This window comes from Porphyromonas circumdentaria, from assembly GCF_900167105.1.
Classification (GTDB): domain Bacteria; phylum Bacteroidota; class Bacteroidia; order Bacteroidales; family Porphyromonadaceae; genus Porphyromonas; species Porphyromonas circumdentaria.
On sequence record NZ_FUXE01000004.1, the window covers coordinates 1 to 18,570 of the forward strand.

Below are 18,570 nucleotides of genomic sequence, written 5' to 3' on the forward strand. Positions count from 1 at the left end.
CTACATTGTAGATGGCGTGAAAGTGTTTAAGAAGTAAGTAAAATCCTAAAGAGAAAAAAGAGGGCTGTGGCAAAACTGAATTCGCCACAGCCCTCCTTTCGTAGATATTTAGATTTATGCTACGCGCTTACGGTAACGTGTAGCGTACCTTGCGATTAGCGTCCTACAAATATTTTACGGGTTTGACCGTTGCTTAGGCGGATGATATTTATCCCCTCTTGCAATTCGTTGAGACGATGCCCCTCGATACTGTAGATGGCCATGATGGTAGCCTCCTCATTGGCGAGTACTTCGTCGATAGCAACCTCTTCGCTACCCTCGTAATCTACCCATTCAGAGCCTTTATACTCTTGGGCTATCCAGCCACGAGCGCGAGCTGCAGCCACCTGCTTTTTGGTGCAAACGTTGCCTTCACCGCCTGCTTGGTGATTGATTACTCCGAAGAAGACATCGCCCTCCTCTTCGCTCTTCTCGTGAAGGTCTGGGAGAGATGCGATGAGAGCATCCATCGCCTCGCCTTTGATAGAGTTTTGAGAGCAGTTGAGTTCTCTCAAGTTTATATTAGCCTTAAGATCTATTTGCGTGAATTTATTGTCAGTGCAGTATAGGGCGTGCAAGGCAATGTTTTGGCTCAAATCTAAGAGTGTAAGGGCATTTTGAGAGCAACTGAGACGTAGAAGTTGGGTGTTTTTTGACACGTTGAGTTCGGTGAGTTGGTTCTCGGAGCAGTAAAGCTCTAACAGTTCGCCGTTTTGGCTCAAATCTAAAGAGCTGATTTTGTTGGAGAGGCAACCGAGTTCTCGCAGCTTTTTATTCATCGTAACATTGAGCTCCGAGAGTTGGTTGTTGTAGCAGTGAAACTCCTCTAAGAGTTCGTTTTTCGTAACATCGAGTTGTGTGAGTCGGTTGTACGAGCAGTAGAGCCTTTTGAGCTTTGAGTTCTGACTAATGTTCAAAGCGGTAAGGTTGTTGCTAAAGCATTTAAGCTCTTCCAACTCGGTGTTGTTTGTGAGGTTCAACTCGGTGAGGTCATTCCCATTGCAGTGGAGTGTTTTCAACGTGCTATTTTGGCTTACATCAAGCATTGTGAGCTTATTGCTTTCACACGTAAAGTTTGTGATATCTCCCCTGAGGGTTATCGTACCGTCGTCGCTTGTAATCTTATACTTTTCGGGGGCTTCCCAGATAGCACCCTCTACGGAAAAGTCCTTAGAGGCCTTTAGGGAGAACCTTACCATTTGCCCCTTGGGGAGAGAAGTACGCATCGTGATGATGCCTTTCCCGATCTCTAAATCACGTCCTTCAAAGGCATTAAAACTGTTCCCATTCCATATTTTGCTGTCCCACCCACGAGCATGAGCGGCTGCCACGTGTGCTTTGGAGCAGACATTGTTTTCGTTGGCACTGTTACCGTCTACTACTCCAAAAAATCCTTGCGGTTCTTGCCCCTTACGGTCGGGTAGGGAGGCGATAAGCTTATCCATAGCTCCAGCCGATAGCTTATTACGATGTATAAAGAGGCGTTTAAGTTGCTTGTTAGTAGATACATCCAGAGCTACAAGGTTGTTGGAAGAGCAGTCGAGGTTATTTAGATGGGTACTCTTCGATAAATCTATGGCAACGATTTCATTTTCGCTACAATTAAGTTCGCTCAGCATGCCTTTTATCGTTATGATGCCATCGGTTGCCGTAATTCTGTAGGTTACTCCGCTGGCGAGAGTGGCACCCTCTACGGTCGTAGGGCCTGTACCAAAGATGTATAGTTTTAGCGTTTCGCCCGCTTTTCTTGTGGTTGTTAGGGTAATCTGTTCCTGTGCTATAGCCGATATTGCTGAGAGCAAAGCTATAAATGCAATAAATGTGGTGGTTAAAAGTCTTTTCATTGACATATTTATTTTGGTTTGTGGTTATACGTATTATTAGATAGTTGTTGATTTTAGAGTTAGTGGTATTCGTCTCAAAAAGGGAGATAATACACTGTTTCCGTTTCTTTTTTGACCTATTTTTATAGTTAAGGTTGGCAATAGTATATGTTTTTCGAAACACAAAATTGGAGATTTTATTTGAATCTGGCTATTAATAAATACTAAAACTTTGATTCATCGCTCTCCACTTGCCCTATTTTTGCTCTTGCAGATGAGGGTCGCTCTCATGCTGAAAGCCGCTATTTATCCACGTTGGGCGAGGTATTTGAGAGGCTCCGTTGTGTCATGATACTTGGGGGTGGGGCAAGCGAACACAAGTTTGCATAGGAGGGAACCAAAGTTTAGATATATGGAAACCGAAGTTGGCACAGGAGGAAAGTTGAGTTGGCATAGGAGGCAACTTTTTACAAGACAGGGGGTAACCCTCCGACGCGAGTTCTTTTATGGAGGAGACTTGAGCGGAGGTGGCGGTTCGCCCTACTCGGGGAGGAGGGTAACTTGCTAAAAAGAAAGCTACCCAAGAGCATGGTTACTCAGGGGTAGCAGTCAAGTTTTATAAAAGATAGTCTCTGCGAGGATTGCGGGCATCTTGCCCTATCATAATAGCCTGTTGCATTATTCCATATAGAACGAGCCTAAGCGAGCTAAAGGCTCTTTCTTGAGCTTCGTTTTTCGGGTTTTCAGGCCCTTATTCTCCATTATATTGCCCGTGGTGGTGATTTGGTCGCCCGTAAGATAGTTGATGCTAACCGTCTCTCCCTTTCCAGTCATGCGGCTAAAACTGGTATCCTCTTGGCCGATGAGATAGAAGTCGCCCGACTGAAATCTATATCTGTACGTCGTATTACCCGCATCGGCTGTGCCCATGCTTGTCCAGAAAGAGACCGTGATGTCAAGTGCACCTTTGGGTGTTATGGAGAGGTCGGCCTCGCAGTCTGCATACTCATCTGCACGGGCAGGTAGTGCCTTATCCCAGACTTTGAAACGCTTATAGACGCCCGAAGAGGAGCCGAAATAGATAGCCAGAAGTTTAGGGTTGAAGTTGTACTGATAGCCGTCTTCTCTTGTTTTGATGTGGTTAGGGTTGTTGGGGAGAGCCACCAAGACAATATCCTTGATACCATCTTTGTTGAGGTCTCCTATTGCGTGTTGTTCCTTCCAACCTTTAGGGACAATCTCTTCGATGTTACGTCCTTTCTCTGCCAGTTGAGGCTGCTTGTCGACTTGAGCCGTTGTCTGACCTGTACTGTATGCTGCAAGTAAGCCTACTGTGAGTAGGGATAGTAATATTTTACTTTTCATCATTTTGTTTTCTTGAGCCCCTCTATTGAGAGGGCTAAAATACGATTATTTTGTTGAGTTACTTTCTGTTTAATGCGGAGCAATGCCCCTCCTCTGCATGTGAGAGGAAAGGCATTGTTGTGGTTTATTGCTTGTCGGTGATGAGTACTTTGTGCGTTTTTCCATTACTTAGGCGGACGATGTTCACGCCCTGTTGCAATTCGGCAAGGCGACGCCCATCGACACTGTAAATGGCGATGATGGTAGCCTCCTCTTGTGCTAAGATTGCATCAATAGCCACATCTTCGCTGCCCTCGTAGTCTACGCGATCTCCGTTCTCCCACTTTTTGGGTATCCATCCCTTGGCGTGTGCATTAGCCACCTGTTTTTCGGTGCAAACGTTCGCTTCTATTCCGTCGGTATCTATAACTATAAAGTCTCCCTTTTCTTCCTCTTTGCTACGGTCGGGTAGGGAGGCGATAAGGGCATCCATTGCCTCTTTTTTGATTTGGTTCTCAGAGCAGTCGAGTTCTTGTAACTTGGTATTTTGGCTCACGTTGAGTTGGGAGAGCTGATTGTTATGGCAGTGGAGTACCTGTATATAGAGGTTCTTACTCAGATCGAGTTGGGTAAGCTTATTGTTATGGCAGTAGAGTGCCTGCATATAGGAGTTTTTACTTATATCAAGTTGAGTAAGCTGATTGTCGGAGCAAGTGAGCGAAAATATATCGCCTTTGAGGATAATGCGCCCATCAGTTGCAGTTACCGTGTAGTAAATGCCTTCCTTATGGATTGCCCCCTCCACCTCAAAGTTTGTATGACACTTTAAATCCATTCTTATCTCCTCACCTGCAGCCTTGCTTGTGGTCATCGTGATTTGCTATTGTGCCTCTATTCCTGTAAAGGAAAGTAGTACCATAAGGGCTATGAATAAGCCCTGTAATAATTGTTTGTGCTTCATAATCTTTTATGTCCGTTTTGTATTCAATATTTTATCTTTCAAAAAATAGTCAAGCATCCTATTGCTATCTTTCTATCTCTATGCTCCGCCCTCATAGCGTCCCATTGTGTAGGTAAGCTAAAGGGCAGAGCCAAAGACAAGAATATTTTAGTTCTATCCCGTAGAGCATACTACTGGATATATTTTTGTAGTAGTAGAGTAGTTGGTTTATTGCTTGTCGGTGATGAGTACTTTGCGTGTTTGTCCATTGCTTAGGCGCACGATGTTCACACCTTGTTGCAATTCGGCAAGGCGACGCCCATCGACACTGTAAATGGCGATGATGGTAGCCTCCTCTTGAGTTAAGATTGCATCGATGGCAACCTCTTCGCTACGCTCGTAGTCTACTATTTCCTCATCGCTTATGTACTTGAGGGGTGTCCAACCACGCGCTTTTGCCGCAGCCACCTGCTTTTTAGTACAAACATTTCCCTCTGGATACTGGGGGTTTAAAAAGTTTACTACTTGGAACTCCCCTTTTTGCTCTTGACTACTTCGGTCAGGCAGCGAGGCGATAAGGGCGTCCATGTTTCCTCCTTTTATCTTGTTTTGTGCGCAGGACAGTAGGGTCAGTAACTCACAAGAGTTTACTTCGAGTTGCGTAAGTTGATGGTTTCGCCTCGGGTTTTTGTCGTCTTCATTGTGATTTGGCTTTGCGCCATAGTGGTGGTGGCGGTTAATAATGCCAAGAGGGCAAAGAGTATGCCCGTGAGTAAATGTTTTTTTCTCATTTTGTCTTTATTTGGTTGTATTGTTATTGCTGCGAGCCTTTTCGGAGGCACTCTTCGAAGCTCTTTGTTTTTAACATTTCCTCTGTGGAGAGAAAAACTATGCTTTCAATTAGATCGCAAAATTCGTACTTTTTCTTGGGAGGTTATTTATCAATTTCTGCCAAAAAACAGTCAAATTCGGACATGTAACAGAGCGTTAAAATCGTCATATTCGGACATCGGTTCTTTATAACCTGTTGTTAGACAGTTTGTAAGGTGCTATTTTTGATGTCCGATTTTTCACTATCGCCCTGAAAAGAATTTTGAGCCTCTTCTGCCTTTTCTGAGGGAATCGAAGTTGGGGCGAGGAGCTTGTCGTTTTAACATTTAGCGAGTGGTTTCCCCCTGCTATTGTCTTTCTCTTTTGGATAATGAAGAGGGGTATAGGGAGTATTTTGCACTCCTTGCGATTGCTTATCCCGATGATGTTTATACCTGCTTTCTCTTTGCTAAGGGGGCTACTTTTGAGCTATAAGAGGAAGGAAAAGTTTCCGTGGGTCTAAACTCTTCTTCCCATAAGGTCATAACTTTTCTTTTCAGAGTTTGGGCACAGCATTCAGGAAATAAAAAAAGAGCTCCCAATAGGGAACTCCTTTTACAAGTATAGTATCTATATTACCGCTTATTACTTGTTGGATACGAGTATTTTACGGGTTTTTCCATTGCTTAGGCAGACGATGTTCACGCCTTGTTGCAATTCGGCAAGGCGACGCCCATCCACGCTGTATATCGCCACGATGGTTGCCCCTTCGCTCGCCAATACTTCGTCGATAGCTACATCGTTGCCAGGATACTCGACCCAGCTGTCCCCTTCCTTTTTGTATGCCTTGGCAATCCATCCACGAGCTTTTAGTGCAGCTACCTGCTTTTTAGTGCAGATATTTTTTTCGTCTCCTCGCTTTGTGTTTACCACCCTAAACTCTCCTTTTTGGCTCTCTTGGACACGGTCGACAAGTGAAGCGATAAGAGCATCCATAGCCTCTCCGTTGATATTGTTTTGAGAGCAATCTACATATTCCATATTGGGATTGTGGCTAAAGTCTAAGGTAGAGATTTGATTACGACTGCATATAAGAAAATAAAGTTTGGGGTTACGCGAGAGGTCTATCGTTGATAGGCGATTGTTATAGCAGGAGAGAGATCTTAACTCCTTATTGGCACGCACATCTAACGACGAGAGATTATTATTGTCGCAATGAAGAGAACTCAAAAGAGGGTTATGACTTACGTCCAACGTGGAGAGTTCGTTGCTACAACAATCCAAATCCTCTAAATAGGGTAAGGCACTTACATCGAGTGTTTTCAGCAGATTCTTTCCACAGATAAGACGCTTTAATTGGGGGTTATTGCTCACATCCAAAGCGGTAATTTGATTGTCCATACAGATTAAGTAACTCAAGTCGCCCTTGATGGTAATGCGTCCCTGCTCGTTGGTCAATCGGTAGGTTACAACGCTATTTATCGCATCGACCACTTCGCCACCTTCTACTTCGTAGTGTTCTGGATGTACACAATCCATAAAGCCTATTGTCAAGGTGAACGTCTCTCCTTTCTTTTTGGTAGTAGTTAGCGTCATAACTCCTTTGCCCACTACATGCTCCGTACCCGCATAGTCAATCCATTTATTCTGCGCCTTATTCCACTCTTGAGGCAACCATCCTTTCTTCTTGGTGGCATTTACTTGATATTGAGTGAGGATATTACCATCGGGAGCTTCTTCATTGTTTATTACCATAAATTTGCCCTTGACTTCTGTATTCTCACGCTCGGGAAGCGTACCCAAAAATAGTTGCATACCTCCCCCTTTCAACTCGTTTTTCGAGCAGTCTATAGTCTCCAAGTTACCATCCGTTGCCAGTTCGAGGCGTCCTATTTTGTTACTGGAGCAAGATAGGTTTCTCAGCTTTTTGTTCTCACTAAGGTTGAGAGAGTAGAGCCTATTGCTCTTGCAGTCAAGCGACGTCAGGTTGGGAGCTTGGGTAACGTCGAGCTCAGTAAGCTCTAAGCTTGCGCAGACCAAGCTCTGTATATCGCCCTTGATAACGATGTTACCCTCTACATCGGAGAGTTCGTACTGATTTTCCCCTTTTAAGGTAGCTCCCTCTACGGTGAAGTCTCCCTCGGCTTTAATCTCTAATTGGACGGTTGCGCCCACGGCTTTCTTCGTTTTCATCGTGATTTGGCTTTGCGCCATGGCGGAGGTGGCAGTGAAGAGTGCCACAAGGCCAGAAATGAAACCTATTAGTAAATGTCTTTTTTTCATGAATCAATTAATTATTGAGGGGTTTATACATTGTTTTTGTTGTTTTTTTCTTTATTGAACGAAAGACCGAACCTTATTACTTACCGATAAATATGAAAACGATTTTTAATGATGTAGCAAGGTTCAAGTCCTTTATCCTGAGCTTGCTTGTCAAATAATGGCAAAAATAATCAAATCTTTGTATTTGTCCAAAGTGCGATTCGATTGCATTTTCAAAAGCTTATAGTCCAATTTTATGCACGCAGTTTAAATTGTACTACTCGATGCCATGGCGACGGTTCTCCCGATCTTCGATTTCAGAGAAAGCGGTGTTGATAAGCTTGCGTATGTCGCTTTTTTCCTGTTTGCTCATACGCCCCTGCACTTGCAGATAGTCCAGCAGTTGCATGGTACGGCCATAACCTCCCAGCTGACGCACGGCGTTTTGTATGCAGAGGTGTTTGAACTCGCCCGACGTGCGGACTTTTTCAAAGGTATTACTTATTGCTGTTTTTATTGGCTCTGGCAGCCATTTACTCTTTGTCATAGTGTTCTTCTCCATTAAAGTTTCTTGTTGAAATTCGGGTTGTTTTGTCTTTTGGGGATTTTTTGCTCGCTTTTATTTGCTATTTGTCCTATCTTTTTTCTTTTCTGTGATGAGTTTTGTTAAATACTTTTTGGGGCAAGAAATAGCCCTTGCGAAAGCTGTTTGCTCATCCTTTAACTTATAGGTGTCGTTATATTTTCTTAAAATTCTCTCTAAAGGTGTTTTTCGCTTGTTTGTTTATTGTAAAAAATACTATCTTTGCCGTATCTCATTAGAGACAAGAATACAAGAAAATAAACCATTACAGTTCTTTGTTGGGAAACAAGGAACTGTTTTTATTTTTCCCGCCCTCTTTTTCGTCGGTCATCGCCTTTCATTTCCACATAGTTACACATCTCGAAGAGGCGCGATACAGCCCGTATTCCGTAGCATTGCAGGAGCTGTTGGCCTGCCAGACGGTAATTGCTCGTGAAGTGCGTTATGCAGTCGTGCCGATCGCCACGCTCCTCGATGATGGTGCGGAGTAGTTCCACCCGATTGCCCATGTAGAGCACCTCTCTCGGTTCGGCCCCCAGATCTTGTATGCAAAGTACGCGCGGCTCGATAAAGGCGTCCAGCCGACCCTCCCGCACATACTGCATGCAAATGGTACTTGCTCGGATGCTCTGCCACGAGAGAGGAAAGCGTTGATCACCCATACGATACGTGATGCCCAGATTGGCACAAAGCTCCGATAGGATGTTCATTACCAGTGTTTTACCCGTTCCCGTAGGGCCACACACATAGAACCCTTTGCTTAGGTTGGCAGGGCATTGCACTCCGCTCTCGGGGTCTTGTTGCTGAGCATTGGGGCTTCCCTCCAGCCACTGCAGGAGGTAAAAAATCGCGCTTCTGTTGTGCTCATCGATGGTGAAGCCGTGCGGAAGTAGTAGGCGAGCCACCTCCAGAAAAGCAGTCTCGTAACTGGCTTGGCTGATGTTCATGGCGTGACGCTCGATAAGGGGGAAGAGGCCCCGCTCTCGCACCATTTGGAGGAGCCGATCTACTCGGATGCCGTGCTTTCTCGTTTCGTTTTTGTTCATGATATGATCTTGTTCTTGTCTTTTTTTGTGGAAATTGCTTGTCGCTCAGAGCTTTTTGTCCCAATTTCCATCGTATCGCTGCGGCTATTCCTCGCCAAGAGCTTTACAGCAAGCCCAACCATGGGGCAGGATGCGCACCTTTACTCCCACTCGGTATTGGCATCTCGGTTGAATCGCATCCCAAGCTCCGCCTCTCGCCCTCCTGTTGCCGACCGTGCCGTGGGGACTCCCCTTGTGCGCACTTCGAGGGGCAGTGCATTGCGCTCCGTCTGCTTTTCACGGCGGTTCCAGTTGCGTACGGCAGCCCGCCAGTCTTTCATCTTGTTGCGCCCTACCATCCAGCCCTTGGAGGCATAGAACGAAACAAACCGCTCGGCATCCACCTCATAACCACCCTCCCTAACGAACAATGCTACCTCCCCCTCGGTGGGGGCTACGAAGCGTGTCGCGGAGTGGCATGCCTCGGGCGCATCCCCTCCCTCTTGAGTTTCATTAGGTTTGCTTTCCTTTTCTTTCTTTTCTTTTATAGGGGGCATAATTCGTTCATAATTCGGTGCAGAATTATCTTTTGCTATTGCTGCATCGTTGTCATAATTCGGAATTATGGTTAGAGAATTATCTACCGAATTATCGGAATTATTGATTTTATCGGGGTTCTCTCTATTTTCTTCGATTTTATCTTTGTAGGGGTTAGAGCGTCCTAGTTGGAAGTTGGGGTTGCCTCGGGGGATGCCCGTCCGCCTGCTCCTACTGGCACCGTTTTTGCCCTTTTCTTGCAGTGCTGCCTCCATCAATTCCATACGGCGGAGCAGACTGGGCGAGTAGAAACGCTCGCCACACTCGGTGAAGGCAAAGAGGTCAAACTCCTCCACGATGGCACGCACCACCTCTTCTTCTACCTGTATGTCGTATGCCAAATCGGCATAGTTGCAACTGTAGGTGTAGTCGCCCTCCTCTCGAAGTCGCTCGATAATCATGAAGTAAACACCATAGCCCATAGCGCCAAATCTCCGTCGCACGGCTATCATTTTGGGGTCGCGCGAAGCATTGCTGTCGTGCGAAAAATAGTAGGCTTCTTTCATAGAAATTTTCGTCTTTTTGTGGAGCTCCTTTGTGCTTTAGGTGAAAAGTAGTACTTTTACAGGTGTAGGAGCATTCTCTATGCAAATATAGAACATTTTCTAATAATGTTCTATTTATTAGAGCAAGCTCTATTGAGCCTTTGCATCTGTCGAATAACTCGTTATGACCTATGTAAAGTGGCGTTTCCTCCTATGCAAACTCGAGTTTGTATAGGAGAGAAAGGCTGTTGTAATAGAGTGTATTATGTGGATTGTTTCCCTGCCGATGTGGCCGCATGGGGCTATGCTGGCTCCTCTCGAGGAAGAGACAAGAGGGAGGGGAAAAGCCACGCTCGATGCTGCTCTATTGTTCGGAACAAGTTCCGAGAGGTGATAGAGAATGTTCCGAAGAATAGAACAACCGAATAGAGACTTTATAGTCGCCCATGTACCGAGGGTGGGGCGAAGAGAAAAATAGAAAAACAAAAAAGAGAAAAATATGACACCTACTCCCATTGAAATAAGTCCCGTAAAACTGCGCCTTTTGCAGTTCATCCGCCATGTAGGCATTTCTATTAAAGCCTTCGAGGGGCAGTGTGGTCTGTATGGTTTGATAAAAACATTACCTTAACTTTGGGAACAGGAGGATAGGCATTCAAATGTGTATGAATAATTTACTCATAGCAGAGAAAGAGTTTGCTGTAATGGAGAAAGAAAAAAAGGGGGCAAATAGTCTGGCTTTGAACTCTATTCCAGAGTACAAGTTCTCTCTTTTTTCACACTATTTGCAAAATAGAGGAACTCCCTTTGAAAAGTACTATCAGGCTTATGTGGAGAAAATAATAAGTGATTATAAAGAGCAGGAAATTCTCTCTTTTGGGCATGAAATGCAATCTGCTCCATTTCTTCCTATTAAAGACTACAAGTTCACTTTTGTGGATCTTTTTGCGGGTATTGGAGGTTTTAGAATGGCTTTGCAGCAGTTGGGGGGGAAATGCGTCTTTTCTTCTGAATGGGATAAGCAGGCTCAAAAAACATATTTCCTAAATTATGGAGAGTATCCCTTTGGAGACATAACAGAGGAAGTAACGAAAAGTTTTATTCCAGATGGGTTCGATTTGTTGTGTGCTGGTTTTCCATGTCAATCGTTTTCTTTAGCAGGCAGAAGACTCGGTTTTGCCGAGGCAAGAGGAACTCTTTTTTTTGATGTAGCCGAAATAATTGATAGGAAGCGTCCTCGGGCATTTTTTCTGGAAAATGTAAAAGGTTTAATCTCTCACAATAGAGGCACTACCCTTAAAACAATGCTAAAAATCTTGAGAGAAGATTTAGGCTATTATGTCCCTAATCCAGAAGTTTTAAATGCAAAAGATTTTGGGCTTCCACAACAGCGAGAGAGAATTTATATTGTAGGCTTTAGAGGAGATCAAAATATAACAGATTTTTCCTACCCTTTGCCTATGAATATTAGAAAGACTTTTGCAGACATAAGGGAAGAAAAAGTTGTATCGGCCAAATACTATCTTTCTACACAATATCTAAAAACACTTATCGAGCATAAAGAACGACATGCCTCTAAAGGTAATGGATTTGGTTACCAGATAATTCCTGATACAGGGATTGCCAATGCCATTGTAGTAGGGGGGATGGGAAGAGAACGCAATTTAGTCGTAGACAAGAGATTAGAAGACTTTACCCCTGTTACTCATATAAAAGGAGAAATAAATAGATTAGGAATTAGACGAATGACCCCAAGGGAGTGGGCAAGGTTACAAGGCTTTCCAGATAGTTTTGTCATCGATGTTGCCGATGCGTCTGCATACAAACAATTTGGTAACTCTGTTGCCGTGCCGGCCATTCGAGCAACAGCTCAGGAAATACTAAACAAATTAAATCTTTAGCTACTATGGGCTTTTCGGGAAACAAAGGAGAGTGGAGTGAATTTTACGCATTCCTCAAGTTACTTTCTGAGGGGGTAATTTTCTCTGCAGATGGACGTCTTAATCGCTATGAAGATAGGTGCTACCCTATACTGGAGGTTTTTAGAGACGATGCTCCTAATAGAACCAGTTATAAAATACAAAGAGAAGACGATTCTATTTTAATTACAGGAGCAGAGGCGAGTGTAACAGTGCCTCAAGAAGTCTTTAGGAGCCAAGCAGGACTTTTGTTGGAGGGTATAAAGGCTATGAGTGGAACAGCAGAATTTCCACACTTGCACCCTTTTATGGATTTGATTCACAATACAACAGTCAAGGCAAAATCTTCCGATAAGGCAGATATTCGTATTGTGATTCATAATCTTCACACGGGAGCTAAACCAGAGTTAGGGTACAGTATAAAATCGAGGTTAGGAGCGGCATCTACTCTTATCAATGCCAATAAAGATGGTACTAATTTCATCTTCAAAATAGATGGGTTTAATGAAGAGCAAAAAAACAACTGTAATGCCTTACCCAATTTCAGAAGAAAATTTGACTATTTGCATTCTGTTGGGGCAAGAATCTCTTTTCAAGGGGTTGCAAATGAGACGTTACACAATAATCTAATGCTGTTAGATTTAGGGATTGAAAAAATTATAGCCATAAGCCTATTGGAGTATTACTCTGGTGCGGGTCGTACCCTTGAAGAAATTTGTGATACTATTTCTCGAAAAGATCCCTTGGGTATTATGCCTCCATCTGGGCAACCTATGTATACCTATAAAATTAAACAGTGGCTCCTTGCTTTTGCCCTTGGTATGACGAGTTCTTCACCTTGGTATGGAAGATTTCATGCTAATGGAGGTTACATTGTAGTGAAAGAAGATGGAGAAATTATTTGTTATCACTTCTTTGATCGAAATGATTTAGAGGACTATTTGTTTTTTAATACTCGCTTTGAAACTCCAAGCACCAGTAGACACGATTTTGGCTACATATACGAGCAATATGGAAACTTCTTGCTAAAGCTCAACCTTCAAGTCCGTTTTAAATAAATTAAAAATATGACACCTACTCCCATTGAAATAAGTCCCGTAAAACTGCGCCTTTTGCAGTTCATCCGCCATATAGGCATTTCTATCAAAGCCTTCGAGGGGCAGTGTGGTCTCTCCAACGGCTACATCTCCTCTATGCGGGTCGGTATTGGTTCCGAAAAGTTAGACGATATTTTACGCCATTACCCCGATTTGAACCGCCGATGGTTGCTCTACGGCGAGGGAAGAATGCTCCTGAGCCAGCAGGAGGAGGCGGGAGAGGGATCGGCACTGCTTACCGATCAAAACAGCCTCAAATACTATTACTTGATGTCCGCCACGGCAAGCAACATCGAGGGCATCGAAGATAGCGAACAGCAACAGCCTTACACGCGCATCAACTTCCCCGGTTATGAGGGGTGTGTCGGTTTCAATGTGACGGGCGATAGCATGTATCCCACAGCCAAAGAGAAAGATATAGTAGTCGTTTCGCCCGAACGTGTCGACACCATCATCAATGGCGAGGTCTACTTGGTGGTAACCCGAGATGGACAACGCATGATAAAACGTCTCTGCATCGTGGGGCAGGATGAGGAGAGCGGGCCCATCATTCGTTGTATTTCGGACAATGAGAACCAAACGCTCTATGCTCCGTTTGAAATTTTCGGTGCCAATATCCACAACATCTTCCGTGTGAAAGGATTTATCTCGAACACCCTGCTGGCATAATGTGGGCAGTAGTAGAAACGGAGGGAGCACCGAGCACCTCATGGCAACCCCATCGCCTCACAAGAGGGACGAGGCACGCCCAACTTCTATCGAACACCAACGAAACAGGAAGTAGACGGTAGATGGCGAATTGGAGCAAAATCGAACTTATAAGGAATCCTTATGAGTTCGCCAAGAGGGGGAAATCGTAATGGGCAACGTGACATCGACCCATCACGAATCACCTCCTCGTAAAAGAATCCACGAGAGAGAAAGGGCTGTGCATCGCACACAGAAGCGATGGGTTCACAGAGCAAAGTTGGAATATCAAGAGGTGCGAAAAGTCTACCGCTATGCTCTCTGCCCATTTGGTGAATAAAAGGCGAGAGATAAATACGACTAAAAAGAAAGAGGAGAGGGTATAAAATAGCACCCTCTCCCCCTCTAAAGCATGCGCCGAAATTACAGATTAGAAATGCACACTCACATTGGTCAATCCATAGAAATTTTGCTGAGCCATATCGTAAGTGGCAGAGAGGCCTAAACCTACGCGAGAGGTGAGCATATACTCGTACGAACATCTTGCGCCATAGCTCCAAAGTGTACCATAACGAACATCAACTGTCTGCCCTTTCGGGTCATCAATCATAAAGGAACTATCATAAGCTCCAATACCCGCCAATAGGGCAAGCGTAAGATTGTTTCTTTTGTTGTCTTTAATCCATTTCAGAGGATTGATACCCACATAAAGATTGAAAGAAGATGTATTGGCAGAAGAAAACTCTCTCTTTTGATTCTCTGAGCCTTGAGAAATCTGTACACTCGCTTCTCGCCCTTCATTCCAATACCCAAGTCCGTGTCTCTTTGTAGAAGAGGGGGTTTGAGCAAAAGCGTGGCTGAAAGATGCTCCAAACTCAAATACACCTACACTATATCCGATTTGCGCACCTTGGGCAAATCCAAGATTCATAGCTTCACTTGAAGACGCTCCCACGCCTAAGGATATATTCCAGTTTGAAGATTGTTTGTTTTGCGCTTGTGCATAAGACGTTACCAATGCAATGATGGCAATAATTAAGATGGATACTTTTTTCATAGATAGAGTATTTTTAGCTCTGACTTTATTTATATGTTTTTTCGCATGCCTCGTGCGCAAAGATATATATATATATATGCAATACTTTGTTTGTATACAGATGTTAGTATAAATTTTTTCTTTGTTTTTTGCTTGTTTTGTATTAAATCTATATCTTAGCGACAAATAGTATTGAAAATGCGAAGTAAAGGCATGTGGCATTACTAATAAAACGGCTTTTTGCGATAATTTTTTATGATATATAGATGATACAAACAAATACTTTTATGAGCATGAATAAAAAACTACTATTGTCGAGTGTTTTACTACTCACGAATCTAATCTTTGCAGGGAGTGTGCTTTTAGCACAACAGCAGATTTCTTTCACTACTGGGCTGGAAAAAGGAGCGGAGTTAAATCTTGTCCTTAAAAGCAATGGCAAGGTAACCATAGAGGGTGCTACCAAAAAGAAAACCAATGTCTATATTGTAGACGCTCAAACAATTACTCTAAAAGGTGAAATACTCTCATTTATGTGTGAAAGGGGAGAAATCTCCAAGATTGATTTGTCTCAGGCTTCTTCCTTAGAGTTGTTAACTTGTAATGGGAATAAATTAACTGAGCTTGATGTGTCGAAAAATCCTTTGTTGGAGGAAATTGTCTGTTTTGAAAATGAGATAAAGGAGTTAGATTTGTCGCAACAACCCAACCTTAAATTGATATTCTGTAATAATAATCAATTAACGAAGATTGTTTGTCCTCAAGATAATGCTGAGTTCGCAGGGCTTATTTGCTACGGCAATCTGCTTAAAGGAGAGCCTGTAGATGATATAGTCAAACAGTTGCCCAGCCGCAAAGGAATGGAAGAGCCTGGTGTATTGATGTTTGTTGACGCCCAAGAAGATGGTAACATTTGCACTAAAAAACAGGTTGCAGATGCTTTTGAGAAAGGATGGATTGTATACGACAGTATGGAAATGCCTTACAATGGATCTGATGATGTGTCTCTTCAAGAAATCTTAAATCAAGAGCAGGCAGACATAGTTACAATCTATAATCTGCGTGGAGAGCGTATGCAACAATTAGAGCCGGGTGTCAACCTTATTTGCTTAAGTAATGGTGCTGTACGTAAGGTTATAGTGAAGTAGAAAAAGATCCATTTGTGTACATAAATTATTAATCCAGATTTTAAATATGAAAAGAATATTACTTTATTCGACTTTGTTCGCAACCTTATTTATGGCTTGCTTGGGAGTTGCTAATGCTCAAAACGAGGGAGTTATCACCATGAAAACGACCCAAAAGAAGGGACAAGATATCATCTTGGAGATCGAGGCTGTAGGAACAACAGATGAGGAGAAAGCGAACTTTACAGTAGAAGGAGCCACCTTAAGAGGGAAGGATAAACCCAATGGTTTTATTTATTATACAGTGTTGGACGAAGAGGGAAATATTACTATCAAGGGTGATATAAAAGTGTTGTATTGTTTTTTTTCACACTTAACTCATATTGATATTTCCCAAGCAACAAACTTAGAGATATTTAGTTGCCATGAAAATCTAATAACAGAAATAGACGTTTCTCAAAATAGGAGGTTAAAAGCCTTAACAGTATCTAAAAATAGCATTAAAAAGATTAATGTTAGTCAGAATGGGCTTTTGCAGGCTCTTGCTGTAGCAGATAATGAAATAAGTGAATTAGACATAACAAATAATGTAAACCTGTGGCTTTTAACCTGTGGCAATAACAATCTAAAGGAGTTAAATGTTCGTGAAAATGAACAATTGCAAACTATGCGATGTGAAGGTAATCAATTAACAGAATTGGATTTAAGCAATAATGGATTTCTTATTGAGGTTAATTGTTCTCGCAATAATATAAAGGGGACTGCTATGGATAAACTTATTGAGGGGCTTCCTGATCATAGTCAAAATCCAGATGGAAGAGCTATGTTTGCCGTTATAGATAATACTATTGCTCCTCCAGATGGTAATGTGTGTACCGTAGATCAAGTGAGAAAGGCTTTGGCCTTAGGTTGGATTGCCAATGAAAAGGTGGGGGACGATAAGTGGAAAGAATATGCTGGTAGCCCCAATGCAATACAAGAAGTTTTAGAGTTTGACTCGGCTGATATTGAAGAGATTTATAGTATCGAAGGTTATCGATTAGATAGATTGCAGAAAGGTGTCAACCTTATTCGTTTAACTAATGGGGAGGTACGCAAAGTAGTTATTGGAAATTAATAATCTATAGCAGTTAAAGCCTTATCAAGGATAGTTACATCTCTCAACCCGAGAGGGAAAACGATTGGAGAGCACTTCTCCCTCCATATAGGTTTAGGCTATAAGTAACCCTAACATTCACGCATACGGATTTTTCTTTCTTAAGAGAGCTAATCTTAAAAGGAGAAAACCTGTATGCGTGAACTTCGTTTCTCTCGGAGAGCAAAAAAGTACCATAATACAGAAATGCAGAACATTCCCCCCGAAGAGCTTCTTTGTCGCGCTTTTAGGGGGCTTCTTATGTTCAGAAAGCTTGCCTCTCGGTAGAACTTTTTGGGGCAGATGGGTAGAATAAGAGAGACGAAATGGTTTTGTTAGTGGCTGTGAATCAGCAAAGAAGATCCTGTAACCGCTGGTGGTTACAAAAGTATTATGAATATTTGATGGGGACAAGAGGGAGAGAGATAGGGCATTCCCTCAAAAGAAAGCACCCCGACCGAGAGGGTCGAGGTGCCAATAGATAGATTCGTTGTATTTGTGGTGGAGCGAATCTCCTTTCTACTTACTTCCACAAGGCAAGGTATCCTCTTATCAAGGGCTTCCCCGTGGTGAATAGGTTAGGATAGTCTCTCCGTTAATCCGAAAGGGTGGGCTTACTTCACTTCCCAAATGTCGCTCTTGAGGAAGAGCTCACGGAGCGTGCGGGTAGAGTTCGTAGCCTGTACTTCTGCAATTTGTCGCTCTACCGATTCGTCGTAGCAAGGCTCTTGAACATCACGGATAACTCCCATAGCCATAGGCAACTCCTCGCCGTCCATCATCGCCAACATAGTGTGCAACACGGGGCTGGGCGTGTGAGCATCGTGTATCAACACATCTTCCAACTTATAGCCATCTTCGCCGATCGTTACCGCTTTGAGGGTAAAACCATCTTGTACAATACCCCTATTGAGGTTCTTGCCGAAGATCATGCGCTTGCCATGCTCCAAAAGGATGGTCTTATCGGCACGTGCTTCCTTGTTGGCAAGGTGCTTGTGGGTACCGTCGTTGAAGATTACGCAGTTCACCAAAATTTCGGTTACGGCAGCTCCCTTGTGACGTGCTCCTGCCTTCAAGCAGTTGACAAGTGTAGGCTGGTCTACATCCAAACTACGAGCGAAGAAGCGTCCACGAGCACCGAATACGAGTTCGGCAGGTATGAATGGATCTTCTACTGTACCGTAGGGCGAGCTCTTAGAAACGAATCCGCGGGGAGATGTAGGCGAATACTGTCCTTTGGTCAAACCGTAGATGCGGTTGTTGAAGAGGAGAATGTTGATATCTACATTACGACGCAAAGCGTGGATAAAGTGGTTACCACCGATAGCCAAGCTGTCTCCGTCGCCACTGGCGAGCCATACGCTGAGGTCGGGACGAGCTGTCTTAACACCTGTTGCAATGGCAGCTCCACGACCATGGATTGTGTGGAAGCCATAGGTATTCATATAGTAAGGAAGACGAGAAGAGCATCCGATACCTGAGATAACGGCTGTTTCGTGAGGTTTGATACCCAACTCTGCCATCGCTTTTTGCAACGCCAACACTACACCGTGGTCTCCACAACCGGGGCACCAACGTACGTACTGGTCGCTCTTAAAATCTTTCGCCGTGTACACTACTGGAGTGTATGTAAGAGGAGTATTTTGATCTACTTGTGCCAT

The 18,570-nt window shown here is 43.5% G+C and carries 20 protein-coding genes; 9 read left to right on the forward strand and 11 right to left on the reverse strand.

The features are described from left to right. Window positions 1-155 precede the first annotated feature (155 nt). The gene (locus B5D06_RS02270) at window positions 156-1,883 is read right to left on the reverse strand and encodes a leucine-rich repeat domain-containing protein (RefSeq protein WP_078736416.1); all 1,728 of its coding nucleotides are present in this window, start codon (window positions 1,881-1,883) and stop codon (window positions 156-158) included. A 391-nt stretch (window positions 1,884-2,274) separates the two neighbouring features. Between B5D06_RS02270 and B5D06_RS08920 the strand changes: the two genes are divergently transcribed. Next, a complete protein-coding gene (locus B5D06_RS08920) occupies window positions 2,275-2,430 on the forward strand; it encodes a hypothetical protein (protein WP_159442667.1) in 156 nt (51 codons plus the stop codon). A gap of 110 nt (window positions 2,431-2,540) precedes the next feature. Here the strand turns inward: B5D06_RS08920 and B5D06_RS02275 are convergent, their stop codons facing one another. The 8 genes from B5D06_RS02275 to B5D06_RS02310 form a co-directional block, all read right to left on the reverse strand. Then, window positions 2,541-3,230 carry a hypothetical protein gene (locus B5D06_RS02275; RefSeq protein WP_078736417.1) on the reverse strand — a complete coding sequence of 230 codons (690 nt, stop codon included), beginning with the start codon at window positions 3,228-3,230 and terminating at the stop codon, window positions 2,541-2,543. Window positions 3,231-3,351: 121 nt separating this feature from the next. Further along, window positions 3,352-4,077, reverse strand: coding sequence for a leucine-rich repeat domain-containing protein (locus tag B5D06_RS02280; protein WP_078736418.1), 726 nt, complete (start codon window positions 4,075-4,077; stop codon window positions 3,352-3,354). 297 nt (window positions 4,078-4,374) lie between these two features. Further along, a complete protein-coding gene (locus tag B5D06_RS02285) occupies window positions 4,375-4,734 on the reverse strand; it encodes a hypothetical protein (RefSeq protein WP_078736419.1) in 360 nt (119 codons plus the stop codon). 59 nt (window positions 4,735-4,793) lie between these two features. Next, entirely contained in the window at window positions 4,794-4,937 is a 144-nt protein-coding gene (locus tag B5D06_RS08925) for a hypothetical protein (protein ID WP_159442668.1), read from the reverse strand. A 664-nt stretch (window positions 4,938-5,601) separates the two neighbouring features. Continuing rightward, a complete protein-coding gene (locus B5D06_RS02295) occupies window positions 5,602-7,239 on the reverse strand; it encodes a leucine-rich repeat domain-containing protein (RefSeq protein ID WP_078736421.1) in 1,638 nt (545 codons plus the stop codon). Window positions 7,240-7,495: 256 nt separating this feature from the next. Further along, window positions 7,496-7,765 (reverse strand): hypothetical protein, encoded by a 270-nt coding sequence (locus tag B5D06_RS02300; RefSeq protein WP_143742581.1) that lies wholly within the window; start codon window positions 7,763-7,765, stop codon window positions 7,496-7,498. Between the two features lie 335 nt (window positions 7,766-8,100). Then, window positions 8,101-8,847, reverse strand: a complete 747-nt coding sequence (locus B5D06_RS02305) for a P-loop NTPase family protein (RefSeq protein ID WP_078736423.1) — start codon at window positions 8,845-8,847, stop codon at window positions 8,101-8,103. Between the two features lie 140 nt (window positions 8,848-8,987). Next, complete coding sequence (locus B5D06_RS02310; RefSeq protein ID WP_078736424.1) at window positions 8,988-9,929, reverse strand: DUF4373 domain-containing protein; 942 nt, start codon at window positions 9,927-9,929, stop codon at window positions 8,988-8,990. Between the two features lie 192 nt (window positions 9,930-10,121). Here B5D06_RS02310 and B5D06_RS09040 point away from each other — a divergent pair, with 192 nt between their 5' ends. The 6 genes from B5D06_RS09040 (at window position 10,122) to B5D06_RS08930 (ending at window position 13,951) form a co-directional block, all read left to right on the forward strand. After that, window positions 10,122-10,337 (forward strand): hypothetical protein, encoded by a 216-nt coding sequence (locus tag B5D06_RS09040; RefSeq protein WP_143742584.1) that lies wholly within the window; start codon window positions 10,122-10,124, stop codon window positions 10,335-10,337. Window positions 10,338-10,407: 70 nt separating this feature from the next. Continuing rightward, on the forward strand, window positions 10,408-10,539 hold the full coding sequence (locus B5D06_RS09105) for a hypothetical protein (RefSeq protein ID WP_260398608.1): 132 nt from the start codon (window positions 10,408-10,410) through the stop codon (window positions 10,537-10,539). Window positions 10,540-10,573: 34 nt separating this feature from the next. Then, on the forward strand, window positions 10,574-11,809 hold the full coding sequence (locus B5D06_RS02320; protein WP_234989542.1) for a DNA cytosine methyltransferase: 1,236 nt from the start codon (window positions 10,574-10,576) through the stop codon (window positions 11,807-11,809). 5 nt (window positions 11,810-11,814) lie between these two features. Further along, a complete protein-coding gene (locus tag B5D06_RS02325; protein ID WP_078736427.1) occupies window positions 11,815-12,885 on the forward strand; it encodes an HpaII family restriction endonuclease in 1,071 nt (356 codons plus the stop codon). Window positions 12,886-12,894: 9 nt separating this feature from the next. Beyond that, window positions 12,895-13,593, forward strand: coding sequence for a S24 family peptidase (locus B5D06_RS02330; RefSeq protein ID WP_078736428.1), 699 nt, complete (start codon window positions 12,895-12,897; stop codon window positions 13,591-13,593). A 190-nt stretch (window positions 13,594-13,783) separates the two neighbouring features. Beyond that, the gene (locus B5D06_RS08930) at window positions 13,784-13,951 is read left to right on the forward strand and encodes a hypothetical protein (RefSeq protein ID WP_159442669.1); all 168 of its coding nucleotides are present in this window, start codon (window positions 13,784-13,786) and stop codon (window positions 13,949-13,951) included. A 90-nt stretch (window positions 13,952-14,041) separates the two neighbouring features. Here B5D06_RS08930 and B5D06_RS02335 read toward each other — a convergent pair whose 3' ends face one another. Beyond that, window positions 14,042-14,668, reverse strand: coding sequence for a hypothetical protein (locus tag B5D06_RS02335; protein ID WP_143742586.1), 627 nt, complete (start codon window positions 14,666-14,668; stop codon window positions 14,042-14,044). A gap of 272 nt (window positions 14,669-14,940) precedes the next feature. Here B5D06_RS02335 and B5D06_RS02340 point away from each other — a divergent pair, with 272 nt between their 5' ends. Further along, window positions 14,941-15,795, forward strand: coding sequence for a hypothetical protein (locus tag B5D06_RS02340; RefSeq protein ID WP_143742588.1), 855 nt, complete (start codon window positions 14,941-14,943; stop codon window positions 15,793-15,795). Window positions 15,796-15,841: 46 nt separating this feature from the next. Continuing rightward, on the forward strand, window positions 15,842-16,891 hold the full coding sequence (locus tag B5D06_RS02345; protein WP_078736431.1) for a leucine-rich repeat domain-containing protein: 1,050 nt from the start codon (window positions 15,842-15,844) through the stop codon (window positions 16,889-16,891). A gap of 632 nt (window positions 16,892-17,523) precedes the next feature. On the opposite strand, the gene B5D06_RS02350 is transcribed toward B5D06_RS02345, so the two are convergent. Then, window positions 17,524-18,570 carry a 2-oxoacid:ferredoxin oxidoreductase subunit beta gene (locus B5D06_RS02350; protein WP_078736432.1) on the reverse strand — a complete coding sequence of 349 codons (1,047 nt, stop codon included), beginning with the start codon at window positions 18,568-18,570 and terminating at the stop codon, window positions 17,524-17,526.